Here is a 21,904-nt window from a genome sequence, read left to right as displayed (position 1 = left end):
TGTTGAGGACAGGGCTTCCTGTTTCTGTGTCAGAATTTATCCCCGACGTGGGCACAGGGATTCCAGACTCCACAGGCGAGTTCCCTTCACAGGTGGTTCGGAGTGTCCCGCTCCTACCGAATGGACACTCGGCCACAACCGACGGTGCGCGCTTCTTCTCGCGCTTGAACACTGTCGGAAGCGTGGCGAGCATCGTACTACCACCGTCGACCGGAGAGGTAGTAAGGCCATGCCGTGTAGCGAAAGTAAAACCATGACGGCGTGGACGAATCGCTCCGCGATTCGTTCGCACACCAGAAATCGGAGATTTCTGGGGACGCTGTATCCCCTCCCTACTCGCTCTCTCCGGTCGCTCCTTGAGCAAGGGGGATTAGCGCCTATAATCAGCTAAATGTCACCGAGACAACTATTGTGATGGCGAGGAGAGGGGGCCGCCGCAATGCGGGCGTGATGGAGCGCGTGTTCTGGAGGTTACACGGGTTGGTCGTCGATCAGGATGACGGCTTCGCCGTCGATGACGACTTCCTCGTCCTGCTTGACCTGCGTGGTCAGCCGGAACTGTTCGTTGCCGAGGTCCTCAACGATCTCTATCTCGGCGGTGAGACGATCGCCGATACGGACCGGGTTGTGGAACTCCAGATCCTGTGAGAGATAGACGACCAGACCTGGGACGCGGGCCAAGGCGGCGCTGATGAGTCCGCCGACGAGCGTCCCGTGGGCGATACGCCCTCGAAACCGTGTCTCGGAGGCGTACTCGTCGTCCATGTGCAGCGGGTTGGTGTCACCGCTTGCGGCCGCGAAGTTCGTTACGTCGTCGTCAGAGATAGTCTTGGTGAACTCGATACGGTCCCCAACACCGAGCTCGGTTCGGTCGTCCTCGGTCCGCTCGATGGTCCACTCGGGGAGGTCTTCGTCGGATTCGATCCGCTCTCGCGGCGGCAGCGTCGGGTCCTCGTTGGTGTCGTCGTCGGAGTTGACACCGAAGGCCGCAAACGCCGCTCTGTTCGCCTCCAGAACGCTGTTGAAAACATGCGACGAGGTCTCTGTCCACGTATCCAGCAACGCGCTCCGATTCGGGTTGGAGCTCATTGGCACCAGTAATTGGATATGACTATATTAAAACGTGGTGGTTCGCATGGTTCGCAGGCGCCAGAGCGACGTCTGCGGGCCGCTTCGTGCGAATCGCACGGGCTCACCGTGGTCGGTGGGGAGCCGTAGTTGGCCCCCGTGGGTTCAGCTTTTACCATTTGCTACCAATAGACGGTAATGAGCGGTGACAATCATAACTCTTATGGTGTCAAGTGGTGAAGAGAGGGGTGAAGCGATGACCGAACAAAACGACGGTACGGACGGATTCATTTGGCCCCCTTCGATGATGGAGGGATTCCAGCAGGCCAGCGAGCAGGCAATGGAGCAGCAACAGGAGTTTATCCAGCAGCTGCTCGGTGCCAGCACGTCGGGCGTTGGCGTCCCACAGTTGGGCGCGATGAGTCAGATGGCGACGTTCAAAACCCGCGTCCAGAGCGGCGGACGCATCAGCATTCCCGACGCCGAGCGTGAGGCACTCGACATTGAGGAGGGGGATATCGTCCAGACTGTCGTCGTTCCGGTCAAGCGCAAGCGTTCCAAAGAGTGAATCCACTATGACAGAATACACTACCCCTATCACCACGACATTCGAGATGCAGCGACAGGCGATCAAACAGGGACAGAACGCCGTCGAACAGAGCGTCGAGTTCCAGCAGACCATGACCGAGGCCTTCGTCGACAGTCTGGAGAGCCAGGAATCGGCTCAGCGCCGCACCGTCGAACTCTCGAAAACCGCCTTCCACAGCTACCTCGACGCGATGGAGAGCGCCATGCCGGGCGCGGGCGGCTCCGTCGAGGAGGTTCGCGAGTCGGTCGACGAGCAGTTCGAGTTCCTGCTGGAAAACCACGCCGAACTGTTCGAGAGCATCGAAGAGGAGACCCGTGGCGGGCTCGACGCGTACGACGAGCTGACCGCGGACTACCTCGACGCGATGGGCGAGCAGATCGAGATGGTACTCGATGCTCACGAGGACCTCGAGGGCCAGTCCATCGAGGCCGCCGAGCAGGTCGGGGACCAGATCGAACAGATGCAGGACCAGGTCGAGCAGGTTCAGGACCAAGTCCAAGAAGTGCAGGAGCAGGCTCAGGAGTCCATCGAGGCCTGATCCGGTCGCGAACAAACAACCCGATTTTTATCGCCGACTACGAATTACACATCATGAGCGATACAACCAACGACCCGATGGAAGGCTGGAGCGAGATGGTAGAGGAGATGAACGACGCGGTCGCCGACTCAGTCGAGCAGAATATGAAGGCGCAGGCGGCCTTCATGGAGTCCTGGGCCGAGGCCGTCGATGGATCGATGCCCGAGGACGACGAACTCACCGAGGGCTTCGAGGGGTACAACCGGGCCTACGAGGTCTGGATGGACGCCTCCGAGAAGATGTTCGAGCGCACGACCGATGCGGCACAGGGCGAGGATGTCGAGCCCACCGAGGTTCGTGACATCTGGCTCCAGTCGGCCAACGAGGCCTTCAAGGAGGTCATGGGCACGTCGGCTTTCGCCGCGGCCAACGGCCAGCTCGTCGAGGCGATGATGGACATGCAGGAGGAGGCCGACGAAGTCACACAGGACACCATCCAGCAGCTCGGCCTCCCGACTCGCGACGACGTGATGGAGGTCGGCGAGCGACTCGTCGAACTGGAACGCCGCCAGCACGCGGTCGAGCAGAAGCTCGACGAGATTCTCGAGGAACTATGATCAACCCATTCGCGAACGCACTGGACGCCCAGCGCAAAGGGTTCGAGGCAGTGTCCGAGGCCGTCGAGAAGGCAGGCGTCGCGCCCGAACGCGCCGGTCCGCTGGCGAGTATCGAGGTCGGTGAGACGCCCAGCGAGGTCGTCTACACCGAGAACAAGATGGAGCTGATCCACTACAAACCCGAGGACGCCGGCATCGAGGTGCCCGAGGACGAGCAGTGTGACATGCCGATTCTCGTCGTGTACGCGCTGATCAACAAGCCGTACATCCTCGACCTCCAGGCCGAGCGGTCGGTCGTGCGCCGCCTCCTGGAGGCGGGCCACGACGTGTACCTCATCGACTGGAACGAGCCGTCCCGGATGGACCAGTATCTCACGCTCGACGACTACGTCAACCGGTACATCCACAACTGCGTCGAGGAGGTCGCAGAGCGAACGGACAACGAGCAGATCAACATTCTGGGCTACTGCATGGGCGGGACCATGACGGCGATGTACGCCTCGCTCCACCCCGAGAAGGTCAACGCGATGGCCCTGATGGCAGCCGGCCTCTACTTCGACGAGACCGGCGGGGTCCTCGAAGAGTGGGGCAGCGACGAGTACTACGACCCCGAGAACGTGACCGACGTGTTCGGCAACGTGCCCGCGGGGATGCTCGACGTGGGCTTCGCCCTGATGGACCCCGTCGACAACTACGTCTCGAAGTACGTCCGGCTCTACGACAACCTCGAAGACGAGGGTTTCGTCGAGAACTTCGCCCGGATGGAGCGGTGGCTGGGCGAGGGAATCGACCTCGCGGGCGCGGCCTACGAGCAGTTCCTGGGCGACATCTACCAGGACAACAAGCTCTACGAGAACGAACTGTATCTGGATGGGAAACACGTCGACGTGGAGAACATCGACATGCCGCTGCTCCAGCTCATGGGCGAGTACGACCACCTCATTCCGGCGGCGGCGAGCAAGCCGTTCAACGACGTGGTCGGCGCCGAGGACATCGAGACCATCGAGTACCCGACCGGCCACATCGGCCTGTCGGTGTCCGGGTCCTCCCACGAGGACGTCTGGCCCCGCGCAGCCGAGTGGTTCCACGAGCAAAGCGAGGACGTGGAACTGGAGGCGGAGGCCACCGAAATCGAAATCGGCGACGAGACCGATGGAGCCGGGGCAGAACCCGACACAGAGGAACCGTCGGCCGAGGACGACGAGATCGAGGTCGAGACGCCGGACGACGAGGACGCCGACGGTGTGGACACGGTCGACGGTATCGGCCCGACCTACGCCGAACGGCTTCAGGACGCCGGCATCGAGACGACCGCCGACCTGGCCGCGGCCGATACCGATAGGATCGCCGAGGCCGCCGAGGTCTCGGCGTCCCGCGCACAGGACTGGATCGACCAGGTGGCCTGATTCCCACGACGGCAATCTGCGTGACGACGCGCGAACATCCTTTTTGTCCCCGGGGCCCGAACGTGGCGTATGCTCGACGGACAGACCTGCCTGGTCACTGGGAGTTCACGTGGCATCGGTCGCGGTATCGCTGAGGAACTGGGTCGCCACGGCGCAGACGTCGTCGTCAACTACCGCTCCTCGGAGGCGGCGGCTCACGAGGCAGTCGATGCCATCGAGAACGACGGCGGCACGGCCATCGCCATACAGGGCGACGTGTCGGAGTACGACGACGTGGAATCGATGTGTAACCGAATCCACGACACCCTCGGACGGGTTGACGTCCTAGTGAACAACGCGGGAATCACTATCGACAAGAAGTTCGAGAACATGTCGAAAGAAGACTGGGAGACGGTCGTCGACGTGAACCTCGGCGGCGTGTTCAACTGTACGCACTGCCTGTTCGAGGACATCAAGGCGTCCGATCAGGGTCGACTCATCAACATCTCCTCCGTCGTCGGCCAGCAGGGCAACTACGGACAGGCCAACTACGCGACCACGAAGTCCGGCCTGTTCGGCTTCACCCGGACGCTCGCACTCGAACTGGCTTCGACAGGGTCGACCGCGAACTGCGTCGCCCCCGGGTTCGTCGAGACGGACATGCTCGACGACGTGCCCGAGCGTGTCCAGCAGAAGATCATCGACCGAATCCCGCTGAACCGGTTCGCCGAGGTCGAGGATATCGCCGGCATCGTCCGTTTTCTCTCGAGTGCCGAGTCGAGTTATATGACTGGCCAGGTGATGGCGGTCAACGGCGGTATGGAGTGGTGACACAGTCGGAGGCACCGTCAACGCGTCGTCCGGTGGCCGGTCAGTTCTCGTCGTGGCCGGACTCGCCCACCAAGCCGAGCAGATGCGCGAGGAGTTCGAGAACGTGTATCAGACCGAACGTGACGGCGGAGCCCAATCGAGGGGGCCGATATCACCGAAATCAAACCGGAGGACGAGCGAGAGCGTGACGGGCGCACCGAGTACGATGCCACACAGGAGGGTCAGGGTTCGGCGGCCGCGGGCCGGGACGAAGGTCGGAACGTCGGTTCCGTAGAACGCCGGCTTCAGGGCGGTACTGATTGAGGGAGCCACGTATCGTCACTCGGTCGGAAATGTCGAAAGATCGTCTGTAGCCGTTGCTGTTTACTGGTCGGAACACGGACGAGTTCACGTGCGAGTTAGTGTGATCGGCGGTGGCGTGATCGACCACGAGACGGCCGAGACAGCCAGAGCGGTCGGTCGTGAACTTGGCAATCGGGGCCACACGGTCGTCTGTGGTGGTCACGGGGGCGTGATGGAAGCCGTCTGTGAGGGGGCGCGGGCGGTGGGCGGCCACACCATCGGCGTCGTCTCGACTCCGGATTACGAGGCTGCCAACGAGTTCGTCGACACCGCCATCGCGACGGACATGGGCAACGCCCGGAACGTCCTCGTCGTCCTGAACGGTGACGCCACGATCGCCATCGACGGCTCGACGGGGACGCTCTCGGAGATCGGTCACGCACTGGATTTCGGCCGGTCCGTCGCTGGCATCGACACCCACGACATCGAGGGCGTCGAGGCGGTCGACTCGGCGACGGCGGCGGTCGACTACGTCGAGTCGGCGGTCGAGAGCCAGTAACAGATGGCCGCGAAGGCGACGGAGACGACGCCGAGCAATCGAACGCGGTCGGTCGTTCGGTCGCTGGGCTGGAAGTCGACGGCGAGAACCCTGTCGTAGGCGACTTGGACGGTACTGGTGAGTGTGTCCGGTGCGACGAGGTGTGCGACACCCGAGAGCAGGTGGAGCGCGGCTGCGGCTCTGAGCAGTCGGCTAGTATCCGGCATCGTCGGCTGTACGGCAGGCCGCCGCATGTGTGTTTGCTTCTCGGGCGGCAGTTAGCTGTTCAGCCAGTCGGCGAAGGTACCCTCGACCAGCGTCTCGGTCTGGTTCTCGACGTAGCGGGCCTGCATCCCCCAGATGGCCTCCGTGAGCGGGACACCCCGTTCGACCTGGCGTTCGACGAGGCCGTGTTTCCAGCGCGCGGGGGTCGTGCGGCGGTCGACGCGTTCGCGGAGCGGGCGGATGTACCGGCGAGCCGCCTCGGTCGAGAGCCCTCGCAGTTCGAGGCCGTCACGGGCGTACTCGAAGACCTCGCTGTAAATATCGTCGACGGTGCTCGTCTCGGTGGCGTCGGCGGTGAGCCAGGTGAACTCCGCCTGGAGGCCGTCACAGACTGCGGCGTAGAAGTTGGCCTTCGCCGTCTGCCAGTCGAGGTTCCGAACGGGGTGTTCCCGTCGCGGCAGGCTCTCCATGAGGCCGGCGAACAGCGCCTGAAAGCCGACGGCGTCCCGAATGGTGGGCTGGCCAGAGAGCGGGCGGAACTCGATGCGGGCGTTGGCGGCGGTGCGGGACCCACCGTCGAACACCGGACGGACCCACCGCCAGTAGGAGCCGTGTTTGTGTCGCAGGTGACGAAAGCGGTCGTCGAAGCGCTGTCCTTCGGGAATATTCATCGGGACGATGGTGCGGTCTTCGGCGATGTCGCGGATAGCGTCCTCGACGGTGTCGAAGTCCGGTGGGAAACAGACTTTGGGGTCGCCCTCGCCGGTGGGTGGGTTCAGCACGTCCTCGAAGACGGTGATGCGGTGTTCCATCCAGGCGTCGGCCAGAATTCGGCTGGCGGACACGTCGTCGTACATCCCTGGTGGGAAGAAGGGTGAGTTGGCACCGAGGGCGGCGAGCGGGCCGGCCACCCGCAGGGCGTAGGTGAAATGTTCGGGCAGGTCGATGGCGTGGGGGACCTGGTAGTGGGGCTGAATCGAGGTGATGAGGCTCTCTGGCATCACCGTGTCGGCCTCAAGATGGACGTGGGGGGCGTCGACCTGCAGACCGGATGGGTAGTCGGTGTTGGCCATCGTGTGATACCGCACTGCGTCGGACATGTTGGTCGCGATTCGCGCACCGAACGGCTCCCGCTGGTCGTCCGCCGAGTCACCGCCCGCGGGGGTGCCGTCGGCCTCGATGCTGTCACAGAGGTAACTCGTGGCCGTCTCGCCGTTGGGCGGGACGGTCCACATACCGTCGGAGACGAGCTGGATGTTCTCGCGGCCGACCGCTTTCTGGGCGGCGTCGACGTGGGCCTGGAGTTCTGCTTCCTGTTCTTCCAGCCCGTACCGGGAGAGCGGGACGGGCGACGTCTGGATTTCGGCATTGTGGAGGCCGAGTTCCTTCTCGAACCCGATGCGGTCGAGCAACTGCCGGGGAACCCGCATCAGGGCGTCGGTCCGGTCGTCGACCGCGTACAGCTCCTGTTCTAGCCCGACGATGGCCTGAGAGTTGTCGAACGTACCGTCGTACACCTCGTCGATCAGTTCCTCGGCCTCAGCCTCGGCGCGGGTCTGGAACGCCTCGGCGTCGACAGCAAGTGCCTCCCTGACCCGTGCAGCCAGCTCGGAGCCGGACATAGGGCTTCCTGTGCCGTCCTCGGTGAAAAGAACGAGGGTCTCGGCATCAGTTTAGCTCCGGCAGCGGCACGACGACGACGGGTACGTCGAGGCTCACCAGGAGGTCGGCGGCGGTCCCGCCCAGTCCGGGCGTGGCGCCGGGGTTGCCCCGCCGGGAGCCGATTAGAACCTCGTCTGCGCCGTGCTCGTCGGCCAGGGACTGAATCACGTCGCTCGGCCGGCCGTTCTCGGTGACCGTCTCCACCGTCGGGTCGACGAGTCGCGTGCGGGCGACGTTGGTCGCATCCCCCGCATCGCGGGGGTCGCCGTCGGGTTCGGTGACGCTCACGGCGATGACGGTGTCGTCGGCGGTGGCGCGGTCGACGAGGTAGTCACAGGCAGCCGCGGTCGTGTGGACCGACGCGGTGGCGACGAGGAACGTCGTCATGTGTTCGTGTTCGTTCGGGAGCGGTATAAATCGTCCCGGGACTCGGCAGGCGACAGGGTTTTGTCTGCCCGGCACCGGCCTGTCGGTGTGCGAATCGAGAACAGTTTCATCCCGGTCCGGGGCGTGGGCGAGAAGACCGAACGCAAGCTCTGGGAAGCCGGCGTCACCCACTGGGACGAGTTCGGCGGTTCGGTGGTCGGCTCGACGACTGCCGACCGCATCCAGTCGTTCATCGACACCGCGCGCGACCGGCTAGCCGACGGTGACGCCCGCTACTTCGGCGAGCAGTTCCCCAGCGGGGAGCAGTGGCGTCTCTACGGGAACTTCCGGTCCGAGGCGTGTTTTTTCGATATCGAGACGACTGGCCTCTCACAGCACCGCGACGAGGTGACGACCGTGAGTTTCCATCAGGGGGGCGAGACGACCACGCTGGTCCAGGGTGACGACCTCACCGTCGATACACTGCGAGCCCAGTTTGCCGACGCCGCCATGCTCGTGACGTTCAACGGGAAACGCTTCGACGTTCCCTTCCTGGAAACCTCCTTCGACCTCTCGCTCGACCAGCCCCATCTCGACCTGATGTACCCGTGCAGACAGCTCGGGCTCACGGGCGGACTCAAGCGAATCGAGCGGGAAATCGGGGTGGAACGCGACCGCCCGGACATCTCCGGCGAGGACGCCGTACGCCTCTGGCGAGAACACCAGCGGGGCCGCGACGGAGCACTCGAGACACTGATCTCGTACAACCGGGAGGACGCCATCAACCTCCAGACGCTCACCGACACGGTCGCCGACCGCCTCCACGACGACGTGTTCGCACCGGCCGCCGAGCGGTGACGGCACCTGTCCACTGTCGGACCCATTCTCGGCCGGACAGCACCCCCTCGTTTCGACTGCACGAACAGTTACCGCGAGTGGTATCGGGTCGATATCGGTTCCAGTTGAAGCAACGGGTCAGCCGTCCGAATCCTCGGGAGAGTCGAACAGTTCGTCCACGTCGTCGGCGTCGCCGGCGTCGAGCCACTCCTCTAGCCGGAACCAGTCGGGTGCCTCCCGGTCAGGAAACTCGGGGACGGACGGACCCTCGGCGGGGGTATCGCTCGTACCCTCCTCAGTCTCGGTGTGGTCGGGCGCCTCGTCGGCGTCGAACGACTCCGCGTCGTCGGCGAGGCGCTTCCGCATCCGGACGAACACCACGTCGACGTCTTCGATAGTGGTTACCTCGTCGTCGAGTTGCCAGTAGCCGACCGACTCGTAGAACGGGACGGCGTTGCGGGCCGCGACGACGTCGAGTTGCTCGATGTCCTGGAACTGTGCGGAGAGTTCGAGTTGACTGACTATCGCGGTCGCGACCCCGTGTCCGTGGTGGGCAGGGTGAACGTAGACGGCGTCGATACGCTCGTCGGGGACGTTCAGCGCACCGTACCCGACGATCCGGCCATCGCGTACCCCCACGTGGACGACGAACCGGTCGTCGTCGATGGCCTCCTCGAACGTGTCGAGATAGCTGTCCTCCGGTTTCCAGGCGTCGACCTGTTCTGGACTGTACTGCCAGTGTTCGAGATCCTCGATCGCGGCCCGCTTGATCGAGAGAATCTCCGCTGCGTCCTCCGGCCCGGCCCGACGGAAGCGGACGTCCGACATCGCACAACCTGTCCGGGGTAGCGGAGCCGCGAATAAAAATAGTCGCATCGTAGCGGTCCGTGAGACGAACCGGGCGGCGCGCTCCCGCCTTCCCGCTCTGTCGGCTGAGATTCTGGTCCGGTGTGGGCGACGGGTCGACACCATCGCGACCGCCGCGTCGCCGGGCCCCGGTGTCTGTGCGTCGTCCGTAACAGCTAGCGGACGCCCCGGGCCAGCGCGCCGAGGAGGCTCCCGGCGAGTGGGAGTACGGTGCTAACCGCCAGAACCTGGCCCATCCCGACGTAGAGCGCGAGGTCGCCCATCAGCGCGAGCCAGAGGGTAAAGGCCAGCCAGGCGAGGACGCCGAAGGCGAGGCCGGCGGCCAGCCCGCGACGCAGGGACGGCTGAGCGAGCGCGACCAGTGCCCCGCCGAGGACGAACCCGAGCCAGTGAAACAGGACGACCGTCAGGCCGGCCACGATGGCCCCGGCGGTCGCGAGTCGGCGGCGGCGTGGGGCAGTCCGGAGCGCGTCGAGGTACGCGCCGACGGCGGCCGGTGACGACGCACCGGTCATCCGTCATCCGCCTCGAACCGTACGGCGACGTCGCCGGCTGGCGACAGCGGGATGGGCTTGTACTCCCCGTCGGCCCAGGTTCGTAGCTGGTCGGCGTAGTGGTCGGAAAACACCGACCCGTCGTTGCCGCCGGGAAAGGCCCCGCGAGAGGTGTGGGCCGACTTGTCCATCGGGCAGACCATCCGCCAACTGCTGCCCGCCCCGGACTGTCGCCGGAAGTTGTTCAGCGTCGCCCCGGAGCCGTCGGTGGCGTACCGTGGATAGTTCAGCCACGGCCGGTCGAACGGGTGGTCGATGGCGGTGACGTTGTAGTCGCCGTAGGTCTCCCAGCCCTCCTCGTCGAGTTCCGTGGCCGTTCGGGAGAGCGCCTCGGCGATGGCCGCGTCCCGACCGTCCGGGAACCAGTCGGAGTCTGGGTCGAGTCGGACGAGCGTCCAGTCGTCGCCGTAGTACTCCGAAACGTCCCGTCGGTCGCCGAGGCCCGTCTGCAGCCGCGGCTCGAACACCACGTCGGCGTAGTGGTCCAGAAATCGCTCGAAGACGAGCGCCGCACGCGAATCGCGAACCATCCGGTAGTCCCAGCCAGACAGGTCGTCGAGGAGCGACCGGGTATCGCCGTCCGTAACCGCACTGCGGGCGTCGAGCATCGCCGGGACGAACTGTGCGGCCCGTCCGTCGTGTGCGTCGAGTTGCACGTCGCGCAGGAACGCCGGGTCGACCGGGTCGTCGCCGGCCACGCGGCTGTCGAGGCGGTCCCACAGGCGTAGTCCCCGGAACGGCGCAGCGTATGGACGCTCGAAGTAGTACGGGTACGGCTCCGAGCGGTCGAGAACGCGCTGGTTGGCAGTACCGAGGTAGCCCGGTTGGTCGGCGTGGGGCATCTCCTCGAAGGGAATGAACCCCTCGCCCTCCCAGTCGGTGTCGTCGTAAGGCGTGTAGCCGGCCCACTCGCCCTCGCCGGCGGAGCCGTCGAACACGCGGTCACCGCTGACGGGCTGGCCGTCAGTGCGTCGGATTGGAATCTTCCCGACGACGCGGTAGTGTGTGTTGCCCTCGCGGTCGGCGTAAACGAAGTTCTGTGTCGGCAGGTCGAACTTCCGGACCGCGGCCAGCGCCTCGTCCAGCCCGCCGCTTCGGTTGAGTTCGGCGATACCCTCCGTGGTTCGGGTACTACCGAAGCCGGTCCACGCAACGGCGACTTCGGACCGAAACGCGTCGCCGTCGCTCTCGACGCCGAGCATCGGGCCGTGGACCGTCTTCCGAACCGTCACCGTCTCGTCGTCGCCGTCGGCGACAGCGACGGTCCGGTGTTCGGTGTCGAACGCACGCCAGGCCCCGTCGTAACGGTACTCGCCGTCCCTGGTCTCGTACTCGTAGAAGTCGATCACGTCGGTGCCGGTGTTGGTGAAGCCCCAGGCACCCGCGTCGTTCTCACCGATGACGACGAACGGCACGCCCGGGAACGTGACGCCCCGGGCAGTCGTCTCCGGCCCGGAGAGCGCCATCTCGTACCACGTCGGCGGAGCCATCAGCGACAGGTGCGGGTCGTTGGCGACGACGGGCGACCCCGAGGCAGTGTGGTCGCCGGACACCACCCACGAGTTCGACCCAATCCCGCGTGGCGACTCGAAAGTGGCAAGCCAGTTCGTGAGCGCCGGGTGGGTCGGTTTCGACTGTGTGGCGGCTCCCGAAGGATGTCCGGCGGTGCTGGCATCGTCGCCGGCCGACACACCGGGGCCGTCGGCGGGGCCGGACGCCCCGTCACCGACCCGGTCGTGGCCCAAAACACCGGCGTCGTGGTCGAGTCGCTCTGGGTAGAGCGTGGCCGCCACGTCGTCACCGAGGGCGGCCCGGACCGTGTTCCGGCGCAGGGTCCGAAAGCGGCCAGTGAGCGTCCAGCCGATCTGTTTCTCGGCGAGCATGGCGTCGGCCGGTCGCCAGGGTTCGGGTTCGAGGCCGAGCAGGTCGTACTCCGCTGGGAGCGGGCGGTCGCTCTCGACGTGGCGGTTGACGCCGGCGGTGTAGGCCTCGACGAGGTCGCCGGTCTCGCTGCCGTCGAGTCGCGCCCACGTCGCCTCGGCGGCACCGGCGAAGTCCATGGCGACGTGGAACCGGTCGGAATCGAGGGTGGCTGTACCGACGGCCGCCGAGAGTTCGCCGCGCATCTGCCGGCGCTGGAGGTCCATCTGAAAGAGACGGTCGGCCCCCTGTACGTAGCCGACCGCGAAGTAAAGCGCCCGCTCGTCGTCGGCCGACACGTGGGGCACACCCCGGTCGTCGTAGCGCAGGGTCGCCGCGCCGTAGGGACTCGCGACCGTCTCCGGGAGGTCGTCGGCCGCGGTGTCCCAGAGGTCGCCACTGAACGGCGCGAACCGGTCGAGGAACTCTCGGACCGGCGTCCCGACGGCCCCGGCGACGCCGCCAGCGAGTAGCGTTCCCAGCACGGCGCGACGGGTTCGTTCGCGATTCATGACCCGTCACAGAGCGCGAGAGTACTAAAACCTTAGAATCCGCCCCAGCGCAGCCAGACCATCACGGCGACGATGACGAGCTGGAAGCCGCCCTGAGTCGCGCTCAATTCGCCGTTGCCCGTCCCGGTCTCACTGATGAGTTCCGTGTGCGGGGCGGGCGGGCGCATTTCGAGCGACATCGTGACCTCGCCGGGCAGCAACACGCCGAAGCCGAGCACGCTGAGGACGGCGACGATTCCCAGCGTGGCGGCGAAGACCAGACCGGACTCGTCGTCCCGAACTCCGGCAGGGTTACGGTGAGAGACACGCTACTGCCAACGAGCGCGACTGCGAAGGTGGTTAGTCACCGCCGGTCGGTGAGAGCGTCGAACGGCCAGCCGACAAGCGCGAGCGCGGGCAGCAGGGTCACGGCCGTCAACAGCGCCAACTGGGCGTGTGCGTGCGGGAACGCCCAGCCGACGCGGAGCGCCAGCGTGATGTCGCCGGCGATGGTCACCAGGGCCAGCAACGGCATCAGGAACGTCATCTTCGGCGTGAACCGCTGGAAGACGTTCGCCCGTTCCTCGACCGACAGCCCGCCGGACACCGGGCCCAGTACGGCGGTCATGAACGGGTCGATGCCCGTCCACAGTACCACCGTCATCACGTGGACGTCGGTGTGTTGCTAGATCGTCCCGAGTGTCACCGCGTACACCAGAAGCGCGACCGGGACGAGAACCGCACCGGCCGCGAAGACCGGATTCGCCCGCGTCCCCGTGCCTCGGACCGTTCCGGGAACCGAGACTGCCACCCGACCCGGTCGATCGAAAAGTGCTGGCGAATACGTATCGGTGGTGGCCGACTGCTGGTCGCGACCCACGGCGGAGCCGGTGGGTCGGCTCAGTGAATGTGGATCGCCGGCCGGTTGGGTTCGGCCTTGGCCGCGAGGTCGTCCTCGTCTTCGGCCTGACGGACCGTGGCCACAGCCCCGAACTCGTCTTCGAAGAGCCAGGCCGCCTGCGTCAGAACTTCGCGCTCGCGGTCCGGAGCCATCGTCGGTTCGAGCTCCGCGCGCCGGTCGCCCAGCGACGCGGCGAAGTCGACGGCGGCCTCACCGTGGTTACGAACCCGTTCGTCGTCCATGACCTGCCCGACGACGGCCGTGTCGTCGGCGGCGGTCCGAGCGATGTCGTACGCCCGATACTTCCAGTCCTGGGCGACGACGATCTCGATCTTCTCGGGGTCGTCGATGTCGACCACCTCCGTGATGTCACGCACGTCGTCGAGCGTGGTCCGGACGAGTTCCCGCTCGATGCGGAACGCGTCCACGTCGTGGAGCGCGGTCGGCCAGTCGGCGGTGGCGACCAGCCCCGCCTCGCCGAGCAGGTGCCACAGTTCCTCGCCCAGGTACGGCGCGATAGGTGCGACCAGGGCCGTGAGCGTCCGGAGCGCGCGGCTGTAGGCGTACTTGTACGGTGACTCGTAGTCACGGTACCGCCGGAGCAGGCTGGCGAACCGCCGGAGTTCGCCGACCACCTGGTGGAACCGGAAGCGGTCGTACTCGGTCGTCACCGCCGCGATCGTCCGGTCGATCTCGCGTTCGAGGTAGGCGTCGTGTGGCTGGCTCTCGGTTCGGGTGTCGATCTCTCCGTCTCGCGGTTCGGTTCCCTCACCGCTCGACCGTTCCGTGGCGCTTCGCGCCACGCTCTCAGTGAACTCGGCGACCATCCCGTACAGCTCCTGCTGGAACTCGTAGGCGGTCTTGACGTTCTTGACTGTCCACTCGAAGTCCTGCCGGGGGTGGGCCGCAGACAGGACGAATAGCCTGGTCGTCTCCGCGCCGTACTCGTGGGGCGCGATGGCGTTGCCCTTCGATTTGGACATCTTCCTGCCGTTTTTTAGGACGGTCCCCTGATTGACCAGTTGCTCGACGGGCTCACGGGTGTCGAGCAGGCCGAGGTCGGCCAGTGCCCGGGTAAAAAACCGGATGTACAGCAGGTGGAGGATGGCGTGTTCCTCGCCGCCGACGTACGCGTCCACCGGGAGCCACTCGTCGGCCACCTCGGTGTCGAACGGCGCGCCTTCCACGTCGGGCGAGAGATAGCGCAGGAAGTACCACGAGGAGTCGACGAAGGTGTCCATCGTGTCGGTTTCGCGCTCGGCCGGGCCGCCACACTCCGGACAGGTCGTCTCGACGAACTCGTCGTTCTCGGCGAGGGGGTTGCCCGTCGTCTGGACGTACTCGGGTAGTTCCACGGGCAACTCGTCCTCGGGGACTGGGACCGGACCGCAGTCCCCACAGTGGACGGTGGGGATGGGTGTCCCCCAGTAGCGCTGGCGGGAGATGAGCCAGTCCCGGAGCCGGTAGGTCACGTCGCTCTCGACGGCGTCGTGGCCCCGTAGCTGCTCGCGGGCGGCGGCGCTGGACAGCCCGTCGTACTCGCCGCTCGCGGTGAGGATCCCGTCTTCGGTGTGGGGCTCGTCGGGCAGGTCCGCCGTCGCGTCCCCGACGGGCTCGATTACCTGCCGGACCGGAAGGTCCTGTGCGGCGGCGAAGGTGTGGTCGCGTTCGTTGTGGGCGGGAACGCCCATGACCGCGCCGGTGCCGACATCGTCGAGGACGTAGGCGGCGACGTAGATGGGGACCGTCTCGCCGGTCAGCGGATGGGTCGCGGTCAGCCCGGTGTCGACCCCAGTCATGCCGGATTCGCCGGGGTCGGCCGCCCGGACCCCGTCGACGTACTCGGCGACTTCGGGGTTCTCCGTGGCGATTTCGGCTGCGAGGTCGTGGCCCGGCGAGAGCGCCAGGTACGTCGCGCCGAAGAGCGTGTCGAGGCGGGTCGTGAACACGTCCACCGGGTCGCTATCGGGGGCGGCGGCGTCCGCCGTCTCGGCCTCAACCTCGAAGGTGACTCGCGCGCCCTCCTGCCGACCGATCCAGTTGCGTTGGATGTCCCGGACGCCCTCTGGCCATCCCTCCAGGTCGTCGAGGCCGGCATGGAGTTCGGCGGCGTAGTCGGTGATGGAGAGGAACCACTGGTCAAGCTCCCGGCGACCGACCGGCGTCTCACAGCGCCAGCAGACCTCCGCAGTCTCGGTTGTTCCGTCCTCGCCCTCGAACTCGTGGTCGTACACCTGTGCATCGGCCAGCACCGTCTCGCAGTCGGGACACCAGTTGGCCGCTGCGCCCCGGTAGTCGACCAGTCCCTCGTCGTAGAACTGGGTGAACAGCCACTGGTTCCAGCGGTAGTACTCGGGGTCACAGGTCGTAATCTCCCGCGACCAGTCGTAACCGAAGCCCATCCGTTCGAGTTCGTCGCGCATCCGCTCGATACAGGTGCGGGTCCAGGATTCGGGGTCGGTGTCGCGCTCGAAGGCGGCGTTCTCGGCGGGGAGACCGAACGCGTCCCAGCCCATCGGGTGGAGCACGTCGTCGCCACACATCCGTCGGTAGCGGGCGTAAGCGTCGGTGATCGCGTAGTTGCGGACGTGACCCATGTGGAGGGCCCCGGAGGTGTACGGGAACATCCCGAGGACGTATGTAGGGTTTTCCGGGGACTCGGGACAGTCGTAGACCCCGTTCTCCGCCCAGACGTGTTGCCAGTACTCCGTGACCTGTGAGGGGTTGTAGCGCCGGGCCATCGAAATTCGTCGTTCTGTCATTTGGAACCGCGACCCACAAGACTGTTCGGTTGCGCGGCCTGCGCGGACGGCGGGGCGGCCGGCAACTGCTTACCGCTGGAGGGGCGGCTCCCCGGCCGGCTTGCCCATCGCGGCCGACCGGCTCTCCTGGAGAATCTCGAAAACGGTCATCAGGTCGGTCCGGGAGACCAGTCCGGCGAGGTCGCCGTTCTCGTCGACGACGAGCAGGCGCCCGACGTCTTTGCCGACGATGGACGATACGGCGTTCTCGGCCGCTGTTCCGGGCGTCACCGTCCGCAGGTCGCTGGTCATCACGTCCGCGACGCGCATCGCGTCGCGCTCGACGGGGTCGACCTGCTGGACGTCCGAGAGCGTCACGACCCCCCGGAGGTCACCGGATTCGGTGAGGACGGGGTAGCCGGTGTGGCGCTCGTTGACCATCCGGTCCACGAGGTCGGCGACGCTTGCCTCCGGCGTGACCGTCGAGAGGTCCGCTGCGGGCGTCATCACGTCGGCGACTGTCAGGCCCTCGAAGGCCGCTTCGAGGATCAGCTGGCGGGTTTCGCCGGTCGCCCCGATGTAGATGAAGAAGGCGATGGCGATCCAGAACAGTTGGCCGAGCAGGATGCCGCCCAGGCCGAGCAGGACGGCGAAACCCTTCCCGACACTGGCGGCGATACGCGTGGCGTCCAGCCGCGAGCGATTACGCGACAGCACCGCCCGGAGGATGCGCCCGCCGTCCATGGGAAAACCGGGCAACAGATTGAACCCGGCCAGAAAGACGTTCAGGATGGCCAAATAGCCGAAGACGAACCGCGGAGCCGGCTGGGCGACCGGGAGGGCGACGAACGCACCGAAACAGGCCACGCCGACGCCGACGCTGACGACGGGACCGGCGACGGCGATGGTGAACTCCTGTTTCCAGTCCTCGGGGAACTCCTCTAGCTGTGCCAACCCACCGAGAAACCAGAGGGTGATCGAGTCGACGTCGACGCCGAACCGCTGTGCGACGAGTGCGTGGCCGAACTCGTGGATCAACACGCCGCCGAACAGCCCGAGCGCAGCCGCCAGTCCCAGGACCCAGGGCAGGGACCCCCCGGTCAGCGCCGCCGCGTCGATGGTCGTCCCGAGCGACTCACCCAGCACCGCCGCGGTCGTACCGACCTGCGATCCGATCAGGAAGACCAGCACCGGGAGAACGAGGAGAAACGATCCGCCCAGGCGAATCGGGATACCGAACGCCGAACCGATCCGAACACTTGCCATGGGTACGGGTAGGGCCATCGGCCGCATAAGTCGTCCCCCTCCATCGGCGGCCAGCCGCCGGAACCACGGCGGGTCCGACCCGGGGCGGCGCGCGACCGAACCCGCTCGCTTCGGGTCGAGAACCGCCAGACAGCACCGCTTCTGGACCGCCTCCAGCGGCAGGCGAAACGGACCTCTATATACTCCAGAGCGATACTGTGAGATCGGTTCCCGGTCGTCACCGCTCACCACTCGTCGCCCAGCACCTCGCGAGCGCGCTCATACCCGTCGGCCGTCCGCCAGGTGCGGCCCGAAGCCCGGTGCCGGACGACGTACTCGCGCTCGCACTCGTCACAGTGGTCGCCCGCGAGCCCTTCGCGGACGTGCCCGAGGAGGAACTCGACGCGTTGACCCGGTTCGACAGCTGAGCGGCGCGGTATCATCCCGGGAATTTTACCGACCGGTCCCACATGCACGGCTATGGTAGACGCGACCGTGACGGTCGTCGACCGGGGGAGCCTCCGGACGGACGTGAACCACATCATCGAGAACTTCTCGGTCGGCACCGCAACCGAGCCCAATCCGGATGTCGTGCTGGGGGAGGGGCCCGTGTACAACCTGGTGATCGACCACCCCGAGGCCACGGTCCTGTGGGACACCGGCTCCCACCCCGAGGCCGGCGACGGGCACTGGCCGTCGGCGCTGTACGACGCCTTCGAACACTACGACGCCGCCGACCACGCCCTGCCCGACGCGCTGGACGACGCAGGGTACGCCATCGACGACATCGACGCGGTGGTCCAGACGCACCTCCACCTCGACCACGCCGGCGGCCTCCACAACTTCGCCGGCACCGACGTGCCGATCTACGTCCACGAAGAAGAACTGAAGTACGCCTACTACAGCACCGAGACCGACGAGGGCTCGGGGGCCTACGTCCGCGGTGACTTCGACCACGACCTGCACTGGTCGGTCGTCCACCGCGACCGCACGGAACTGTTCACTGACCTCGAACTCCTCCACCTCCCGGGTCACACGCCCGGCCTGCTGGGAACGAAGCTCGACCTCGACGGGTTCGGGACGGCCCTATTCACCGGCGACGAGGCCTACACCCGCGCGAACTTCCACGACGAACAGCCCATGGGCGGTTCGCTCATGTGGAGCAAGCGCGACTGGTTCGACAGTCTCCGGTTCCTCAAGGACCTGCGGCGCCGGACCGACGCCGACGTCTTCTGTGGCCACGACAGCGACGACGTGGCCCGGATGCACGAGACGTTGCCCTGACCGGCCGAGGGGTGAACGCCCGTCGGTCACCACCCGACCGTTTTTGTTCTGCCCGTGTCTGTGACGGGTCGTGTCGGACCACTACCGGAAGCTGGAGGCCATGTATCACAGCTCGAACGTCAACGACCACGTCCCCGGCGAGTTGACCGTCCAGGCAGGCGAGGCGACCCTCGAAATTCCGGTCGACGAGGAGTATTACCACGCTCTCGGGGCAGTCCACGGCTCGCTCTACTTCAAGGCGCTCGACGACGCGGCCTTCTTCGCGGCCAACTCGCTGGTCGAAGACGTATTCGTGCTGACGACGAACTTCAACCTCTATCTCGAACGGCCGGTTTCGGAGGGGACGATCACCGCCGACGGACGAGTGGTGAACGACAACCGGAGCCAGTTGATTGCGGGCGCGGTCGCCACCGACGACGCCGGGAACGAACTGGCCCGCGGGACGGGTACCTTCCGCAGGAGTGACGCGGAACTCACCGAGGACATCGGCTACGCGCTGGACTAGCGGGACGACCGGCGTTTCAGAGCGTCGGGCACGTAGTCGATCAGTTTGGCGACGAGCACCCACCGCCGTGCGATGGAGGCGTGGCGGCGCTGGTTCTCGATGGCACGGTAGATCTGTGCGGCGGCGGTCTCCCGGTCGGCCTTCCAGAAGTCGCCGCCGGCCAGGTCCGTGTCGACTTAGCCAGGTTCGACGGTCGTCACGTTCACGTCGGTGTCGAGGCGACCCGCCCGGTAGCGCGGCCCTCGAGATAGTTCGAGACGAAAGCCTTCGAGCCATCGTAGGCGGGCGCTTCGCCGTTGCCGAACCGGGCCGCGACCGAAGAGGTGCCGACGAGGTGGCCGTGGCTCTGTGCCTCGAAGCGGTCCATCGCGGCGGTCGCCAGCGCGGCGAACCCGCGGACGTTCGTGTCGACGGTGTCCCGGTCCGGCCCCCACTCCAAGTCGGGGTTCTCGAACGCGACGCCGGCGTTCAGGACGACCACGTCGACTCCGCCCATCGCGTCGGCGACCTCATGGAGGCTCTCGCGGGCCGCCTCGGTCTCGGTCACGTCCATGCGCGCCACGTACGCCTTCGTCGGGAGGGCTCGCCCGAAACCCTCCAGCAGTTCCCGTCGACGGGCGGTCAGCCCCACATCGTACCCCGCGTCCGCGAGTTCGCGTGCCAGCGTCCCGCCGATGCCCGAGGAAGCACCAACCACGACCGCTCGCTGTCTCGCCTCGGCCATACCCGAGCTACCGGCGGGTTGCCACATTACTCGTCGGGCTCAGCCGTGACCCGTCCGGCATCGCCGGCGTAGTGGCCGATCACCGGCTATCGACTATCGGATCGGCAATCGTTACCATCCATCTTTAATAGTTAATCACGCATGTATGGGGTCATGGGAACCACCCACACTCACGATTACGTCGTGGTCGGCGGCGGCTCGGCCGGTTGCGCGATGGCACACCGCCTCTCGGCGGACGGCGACGCCGACGTCCTGTTGCTAGAAGCGGGGACACCGGACGAGAAAGACGAGATCCACGTCCCCGCACTGTTCGGGGAGCTGTTCAAAAGCGACGTGGACTGGGAGTACTACACCGAGCCACAGGCCGGGATGGACGGCCGGGAGCTGTACTGGCCCCGCGGGAAGGTGCTGGGCGGGTCGAGTTCGATCAACGCGATGATCTACATCCGGGGCAACGAACTCGACTACGACACCTGGGCCGAGCAGGGCAACGAGGGCTGGGGGTACGAAGACATGCTGTCGTACTTCAAGCGCGGGGAACAGTTCGAGCCGGGTGCCGACGAGTACCACGGCGAGGGTGGCCCGCTGAACGTCGCCGGCCCGCTCGACCCGCACCCAGCGTCGGCAGCGATGATTGAGGCCGCCGAGTCCGTCGGCATCCCCCGCAACGACGACTTCAACGGCGCCGAGCAGGAGGGTGTCGGCTACTACCACGTCACGCAGAAAGGCGGAGCGCGGTGTAGCGCGGCCGCGGCCTACCTCAAGCCGGCGATGGAACGCGACAACCTGAGCGTCGAGACGGGCGCACAGGTCACCGAAGTTACCGTCGAGGACGGGCGTGCGACCGGTGTCGTCTACGAACAGGACGGCGACCGCCACGAGGTCGCCGCCGACGCGGAAGTGGTTGTGAGCGGCGGTGCGGTCAACTCCCCGCAGTTGCTCATGTGCTCGGGCATTGGCCCCGCGGACCACCTCACAGACCACGGCATCGACGTGCAGGTCGACCTGCCCGGCGTGGGTCGAAATCTCCAGGACCACCTCTTCGCGTTCACCGTCTACGAGCGGACCAGCGGCCCGCCCGAACCCGCGGCGACGACCAACATCGCAGAGAGCGGCGGGTTCGTCCGGACGGAGCCGGACCTAGACGCGCCGAATCTTCAGTTCCACTTCGCGCCGGTCTACTACATGGAACACGGGTTCGCCAACCCCGACGAGGGGACGGGCTTTTCCATCGGCGCGACACAGGTGCGCCCGGAGAGCCGTGGGCGGGTCACGCTTTCCTCGGCGGACCCGTTCGAGGACCCGGCGATCGATCCACAGTACCTCAGCGAGGACCGCGACCTCGAGGTGTTGGTCGAGGGGGTCAAACGTTCGCGGGAGATCGCACAGGCAGAGCCGCTCGACGAGTTCCGCGGCGAGGAAGTCTGGCCGGGCGAGGACGTCCAGTCTGACGCCGAGATCGAGGCCCACATCCGCGAGACTGCCCACACCGTCTACCACCCCGTCGGCACCTGCAGGATGGGCGACGACGAGATGGCCGTCGTCGACGACCGATTACGCGTCCGCGGCGTCGACGGCCTCCGGGTCGTCGACGCGTCGGTGATGCCGACGATCGCGAGCGGGAACACGAACGCACCGACGATCGCCATCGCGGAGAAGGCGGCAGACATGATGACGACCGACCGGGCCGTCCCCGCCGGCGACGACTGAGCGGGAGCCTCGTCACAACCCGACGACCTCGGAGCCGCTTTTTTA

22 protein-coding genes and 2 pseudogenes are annotated in these 21,904 nt (G+C 66.2%); 10 read left to right on the top strand and 14 right to left on the bottom strand.

What is annotated here, in order from left to right; genetic code table 11:
- Both Q0964_RS14515 and Q0964_RS14510 read right to left on the bottom strand, forming a co-directional pair.
- Positions 1-193, bottom strand: a 193-nt coding sequence (locus tag Q0964_RS14515) for a hypothetical protein (RefSeq protein ID WP_299268924.1), incomplete at its 3' end; no start/stop codon positions are given.
- Between the two features lie 278 nt (positions 194-471).
- A complete protein-coding gene (locus tag Q0964_RS14510) occupies positions 472-1,089 on the bottom strand; it encodes a MaoC family dehydratase (protein WP_299268922.1) in 618 nt (205 codons plus the stop codon).
- Positions 1,090-1,324: 235 nt separating this feature from the next.
- On the opposite strand from Q0964_RS14510, the gene Q0964_RS14505 reads away from it, so the two are divergent.
- From Q0964_RS14505 to Q0964_RS14485, 5 genes are all read left to right on the top strand, one after another.
- Positions 1,325-1,636 carry an AbrB/MazE/SpoVT family DNA-binding domain-containing protein gene (locus Q0964_RS14505; RefSeq protein WP_299268920.1) on the top strand — a complete coding sequence of 104 codons (312 nt, stop codon included), beginning with the start codon at positions 1,325-1,327 and terminating at the stop codon, positions 1,634-1,636.
- 7 nt (positions 1,637-1,643) lie between these two features.
- Positions 1,644-2,195, top strand: a complete 552-nt coding sequence (locus Q0964_RS14500; RefSeq protein ID WP_299268918.1) for a hypothetical protein — start codon at positions 1,644-1,646, stop codon at positions 2,193-2,195.
- A 53-nt stretch (positions 2,196-2,248) separates the two neighbouring features.
- On the top strand, positions 2,249-2,791 hold the full coding sequence (locus Q0964_RS14495) for a poly(R)-hydroxyalkanoic acid synthase subunit PhaE (protein WP_299268916.1): 543 nt from the start codon (positions 2,249-2,251) through the stop codon (positions 2,789-2,791).
- Entirely contained in the window at positions 2,788-4,197 is a 1,410-nt protein-coding gene (phaC, locus tag Q0964_RS14490) for a class III poly(R)-hydroxyalkanoic acid synthase subunit PhaC (RefSeq protein WP_299268914.1), read from the top strand. The genes Q0964_RS14495 and phaC overlap by 4 nt, the downstream gene beginning before the upstream one ends.
- A 69-nt stretch (positions 4,198-4,266) precedes the next feature.
- Positions 4,267-5,007 carry a beta-ketoacyl-ACP reductase gene (locus Q0964_RS14485; protein ID WP_299268912.1) on the top strand — a complete coding sequence of 247 codons (741 nt, stop codon included), beginning with the start codon at positions 4,267-4,269 and terminating at the stop codon, positions 5,005-5,007.
- A 108-nt stretch (positions 5,008-5,115) separates the two neighbouring features.
- Here the strand turns inward: Q0964_RS14485 and Q0964_RS14480 are convergent, their stop codons facing one another.
- The gene (locus tag Q0964_RS14480; protein ID WP_299268910.1) at positions 5,116-5,319 is read right to left on the bottom strand and encodes a hypothetical protein; all 204 of its coding nucleotides are present in this window, start codon (positions 5,317-5,319) and stop codon (positions 5,116-5,118) included.
- A gap of 79 nt (positions 5,320-5,398) precedes the next feature.
- On the opposite strand from Q0964_RS14480, the gene Q0964_RS14475 reads away from it, so the two are divergent.
- Entirely contained in the window at positions 5,399-5,848 is a 450-nt protein-coding gene (locus Q0964_RS14475; protein ID WP_299268909.1) for an SLOG cluster 4 domain-containing protein, read from the top strand.
- Here Q0964_RS14475 and Q0964_RS14470 read toward each other — a convergent pair.
- From Q0964_RS14470 to Q0964_RS14460, 3 genes are read right to left on the bottom strand one after another with little or no spacing between them, the layout of a single operon-like run.
- Positions 5,818-6,054: a hypothetical protein gene (locus tag Q0964_RS14470; protein ID WP_299268907.1), complete on the bottom strand. Its 237-nt coding sequence runs from the start codon at positions 6,052-6,054 to the stop codon at positions 5,818-5,820. The two genes, Q0964_RS14475 and Q0964_RS14470, sit on opposite strands and share 31 nt — an antisense overlap.
- Before the next feature lie 51 nt (positions 6,055-6,105).
- Positions 6,106-7,674 carry a glutamate-cysteine ligase family protein gene (locus tag Q0964_RS14465; protein WP_299268905.1) on the bottom strand — a complete coding sequence of 523 codons (1,569 nt, stop codon included), beginning with the start codon at positions 7,672-7,674 and terminating at the stop codon, positions 6,106-6,108.
- Positions 7,675-7,720: 46 nt separating this feature from the next.
- Complete coding sequence (locus Q0964_RS14460; RefSeq protein ID WP_299268902.1) at positions 7,721-8,101, bottom strand: universal stress protein; 381 nt, start codon at positions 8,099-8,101, stop codon at positions 7,721-7,723.
- 87 nt (positions 8,102-8,188) lie between these two features.
- Between Q0964_RS14460 and Q0964_RS14455 the strand changes: the two genes are divergently transcribed.
- Positions 8,189-8,938, top strand: a complete 750-nt coding sequence (locus Q0964_RS14455) for a ribonuclease H-like domain-containing protein (protein WP_299268900.1) — start codon at positions 8,189-8,191, stop codon at positions 8,936-8,938.
- 117 nt (positions 8,939-9,055) lie between these two features.
- Here Q0964_RS14455 and Q0964_RS14450 read toward each other — a convergent pair whose 3' ends face one another.
- From Q0964_RS14450 to Q0964_RS14415, 7 genes and pseudogenes are all read right to left on the bottom strand, one after another.
- A complete protein-coding gene (locus tag Q0964_RS14450; RefSeq protein ID WP_299268898.1) occupies positions 9,056-9,745 on the bottom strand; it encodes a GNAT family N-acetyltransferase in 690 nt (229 codons plus the stop codon).
- A 194-nt stretch (positions 9,746-9,939) separates the two neighbouring features.
- A complete protein-coding gene (locus tag Q0964_RS14445; protein WP_299268896.1) occupies positions 9,940-10,299 on the bottom strand; it encodes a hypothetical protein in 360 nt (119 codons plus the stop codon).
- Positions 10,296-12,770, bottom strand: coding sequence for a penicillin acylase family protein (locus tag Q0964_RS14440; RefSeq protein ID WP_299268894.1), 2,475 nt, complete (start codon positions 12,768-12,770; stop codon positions 10,296-10,298). Before Q0964_RS14440 ends, Q0964_RS14445 begins: the two co-directional genes overlap by 4 nt.
- A 32-nt stretch (positions 12,771-12,802) precedes the next feature.
- A pseudogene (locus Q0964_RS18375) lies at positions 12,803-13,416 on the bottom strand (hypothetical protein).
- A gap of 18 nt (positions 13,417-13,434) precedes the next feature.
- Positions 13,435-13,560: a hypothetical protein gene (locus tag Q0964_RS14425; protein ID WP_299268888.1), complete on the bottom strand. Its 126-nt coding sequence runs from the start codon at positions 13,558-13,560 to the stop codon at positions 13,435-13,437.
- 89 nt (positions 13,561-13,649) lie between these two features.
- Positions 13,650-16,391 carry a leucine--tRNA ligase gene (gene leuS / locus Q0964_RS14420; RefSeq protein ID WP_299268930.1) on the bottom strand — a complete coding sequence of 914 codons (2,742 nt, stop codon included), beginning with the start codon at positions 16,389-16,391 and terminating at the stop codon, positions 13,650-13,652.
- Positions 16,392-16,481: 90 nt separating this feature from the next.
- On the bottom strand, positions 16,482-17,657 hold the full coding sequence (locus Q0964_RS14415; protein ID WP_299268886.1) for a CBS domain-containing protein: 1,176 nt from the start codon (positions 17,655-17,657) through the stop codon (positions 16,482-16,484).
- 459 nt (positions 17,658-18,116) lie between these two features.
- Here Q0964_RS14415 and Q0964_RS14410 point away from each other — a divergent pair, with 459 nt between their 5' ends.
- Both Q0964_RS14410 and Q0964_RS14405 read left to right on the top strand, forming a co-directional pair.
- Positions 18,117-18,920: an N-acyl homoserine lactonase family protein gene (locus Q0964_RS14410; RefSeq protein WP_299268884.1), complete on the top strand. Its 804-nt coding sequence runs from the start codon at positions 18,117-18,119 to the stop codon at positions 18,918-18,920.
- 70 nt (positions 18,921-18,990) lie between these two features.
- Positions 18,991-19,425 (top strand): PaaI family thioesterase, encoded by a 435-nt coding sequence (locus Q0964_RS14405; RefSeq protein ID WP_299268882.1) that lies wholly within the window; start codon positions 18,991-18,993, stop codon positions 19,423-19,425.
- On the opposite strand, the pseudogene Q0964_RS14400 reads toward Q0964_RS14405, so the two are convergent.
- Positions 19,422-20,149, bottom strand: a pseudogene (locus Q0964_RS14400) (SDR family NAD(P)-dependent oxidoreductase). The gene Q0964_RS14405 and the pseudogene Q0964_RS14400 overlap by 4 nt on opposite strands.
- Before the next feature lie 153 nt (positions 20,150-20,302).
- Between Q0964_RS14400 and Q0964_RS14395 the strand changes: the two are divergent.
- On the top strand, positions 20,303-21,859 hold the full coding sequence (locus tag Q0964_RS14395; protein ID WP_299268878.1) for a GMC family oxidoreductase: 1,557 nt from the start codon (positions 20,303-20,305) through the stop codon (positions 21,857-21,859).
- Positions 21,860-21,904 lie beyond the last annotated feature (45 nt).

Origin of the sequence: Halorientalis sp. (assembly GCF_028275115.1) — an archaeon.
In the GTDB taxonomy this organism is placed as follows: Archaea; Halobacteriota; Halobacteria; order Halobacteriales; family Haloarculaceae; genus Halorientalis.
This window is presented reverse-complemented; position numbering and strand designations above follow the sequence as displayed.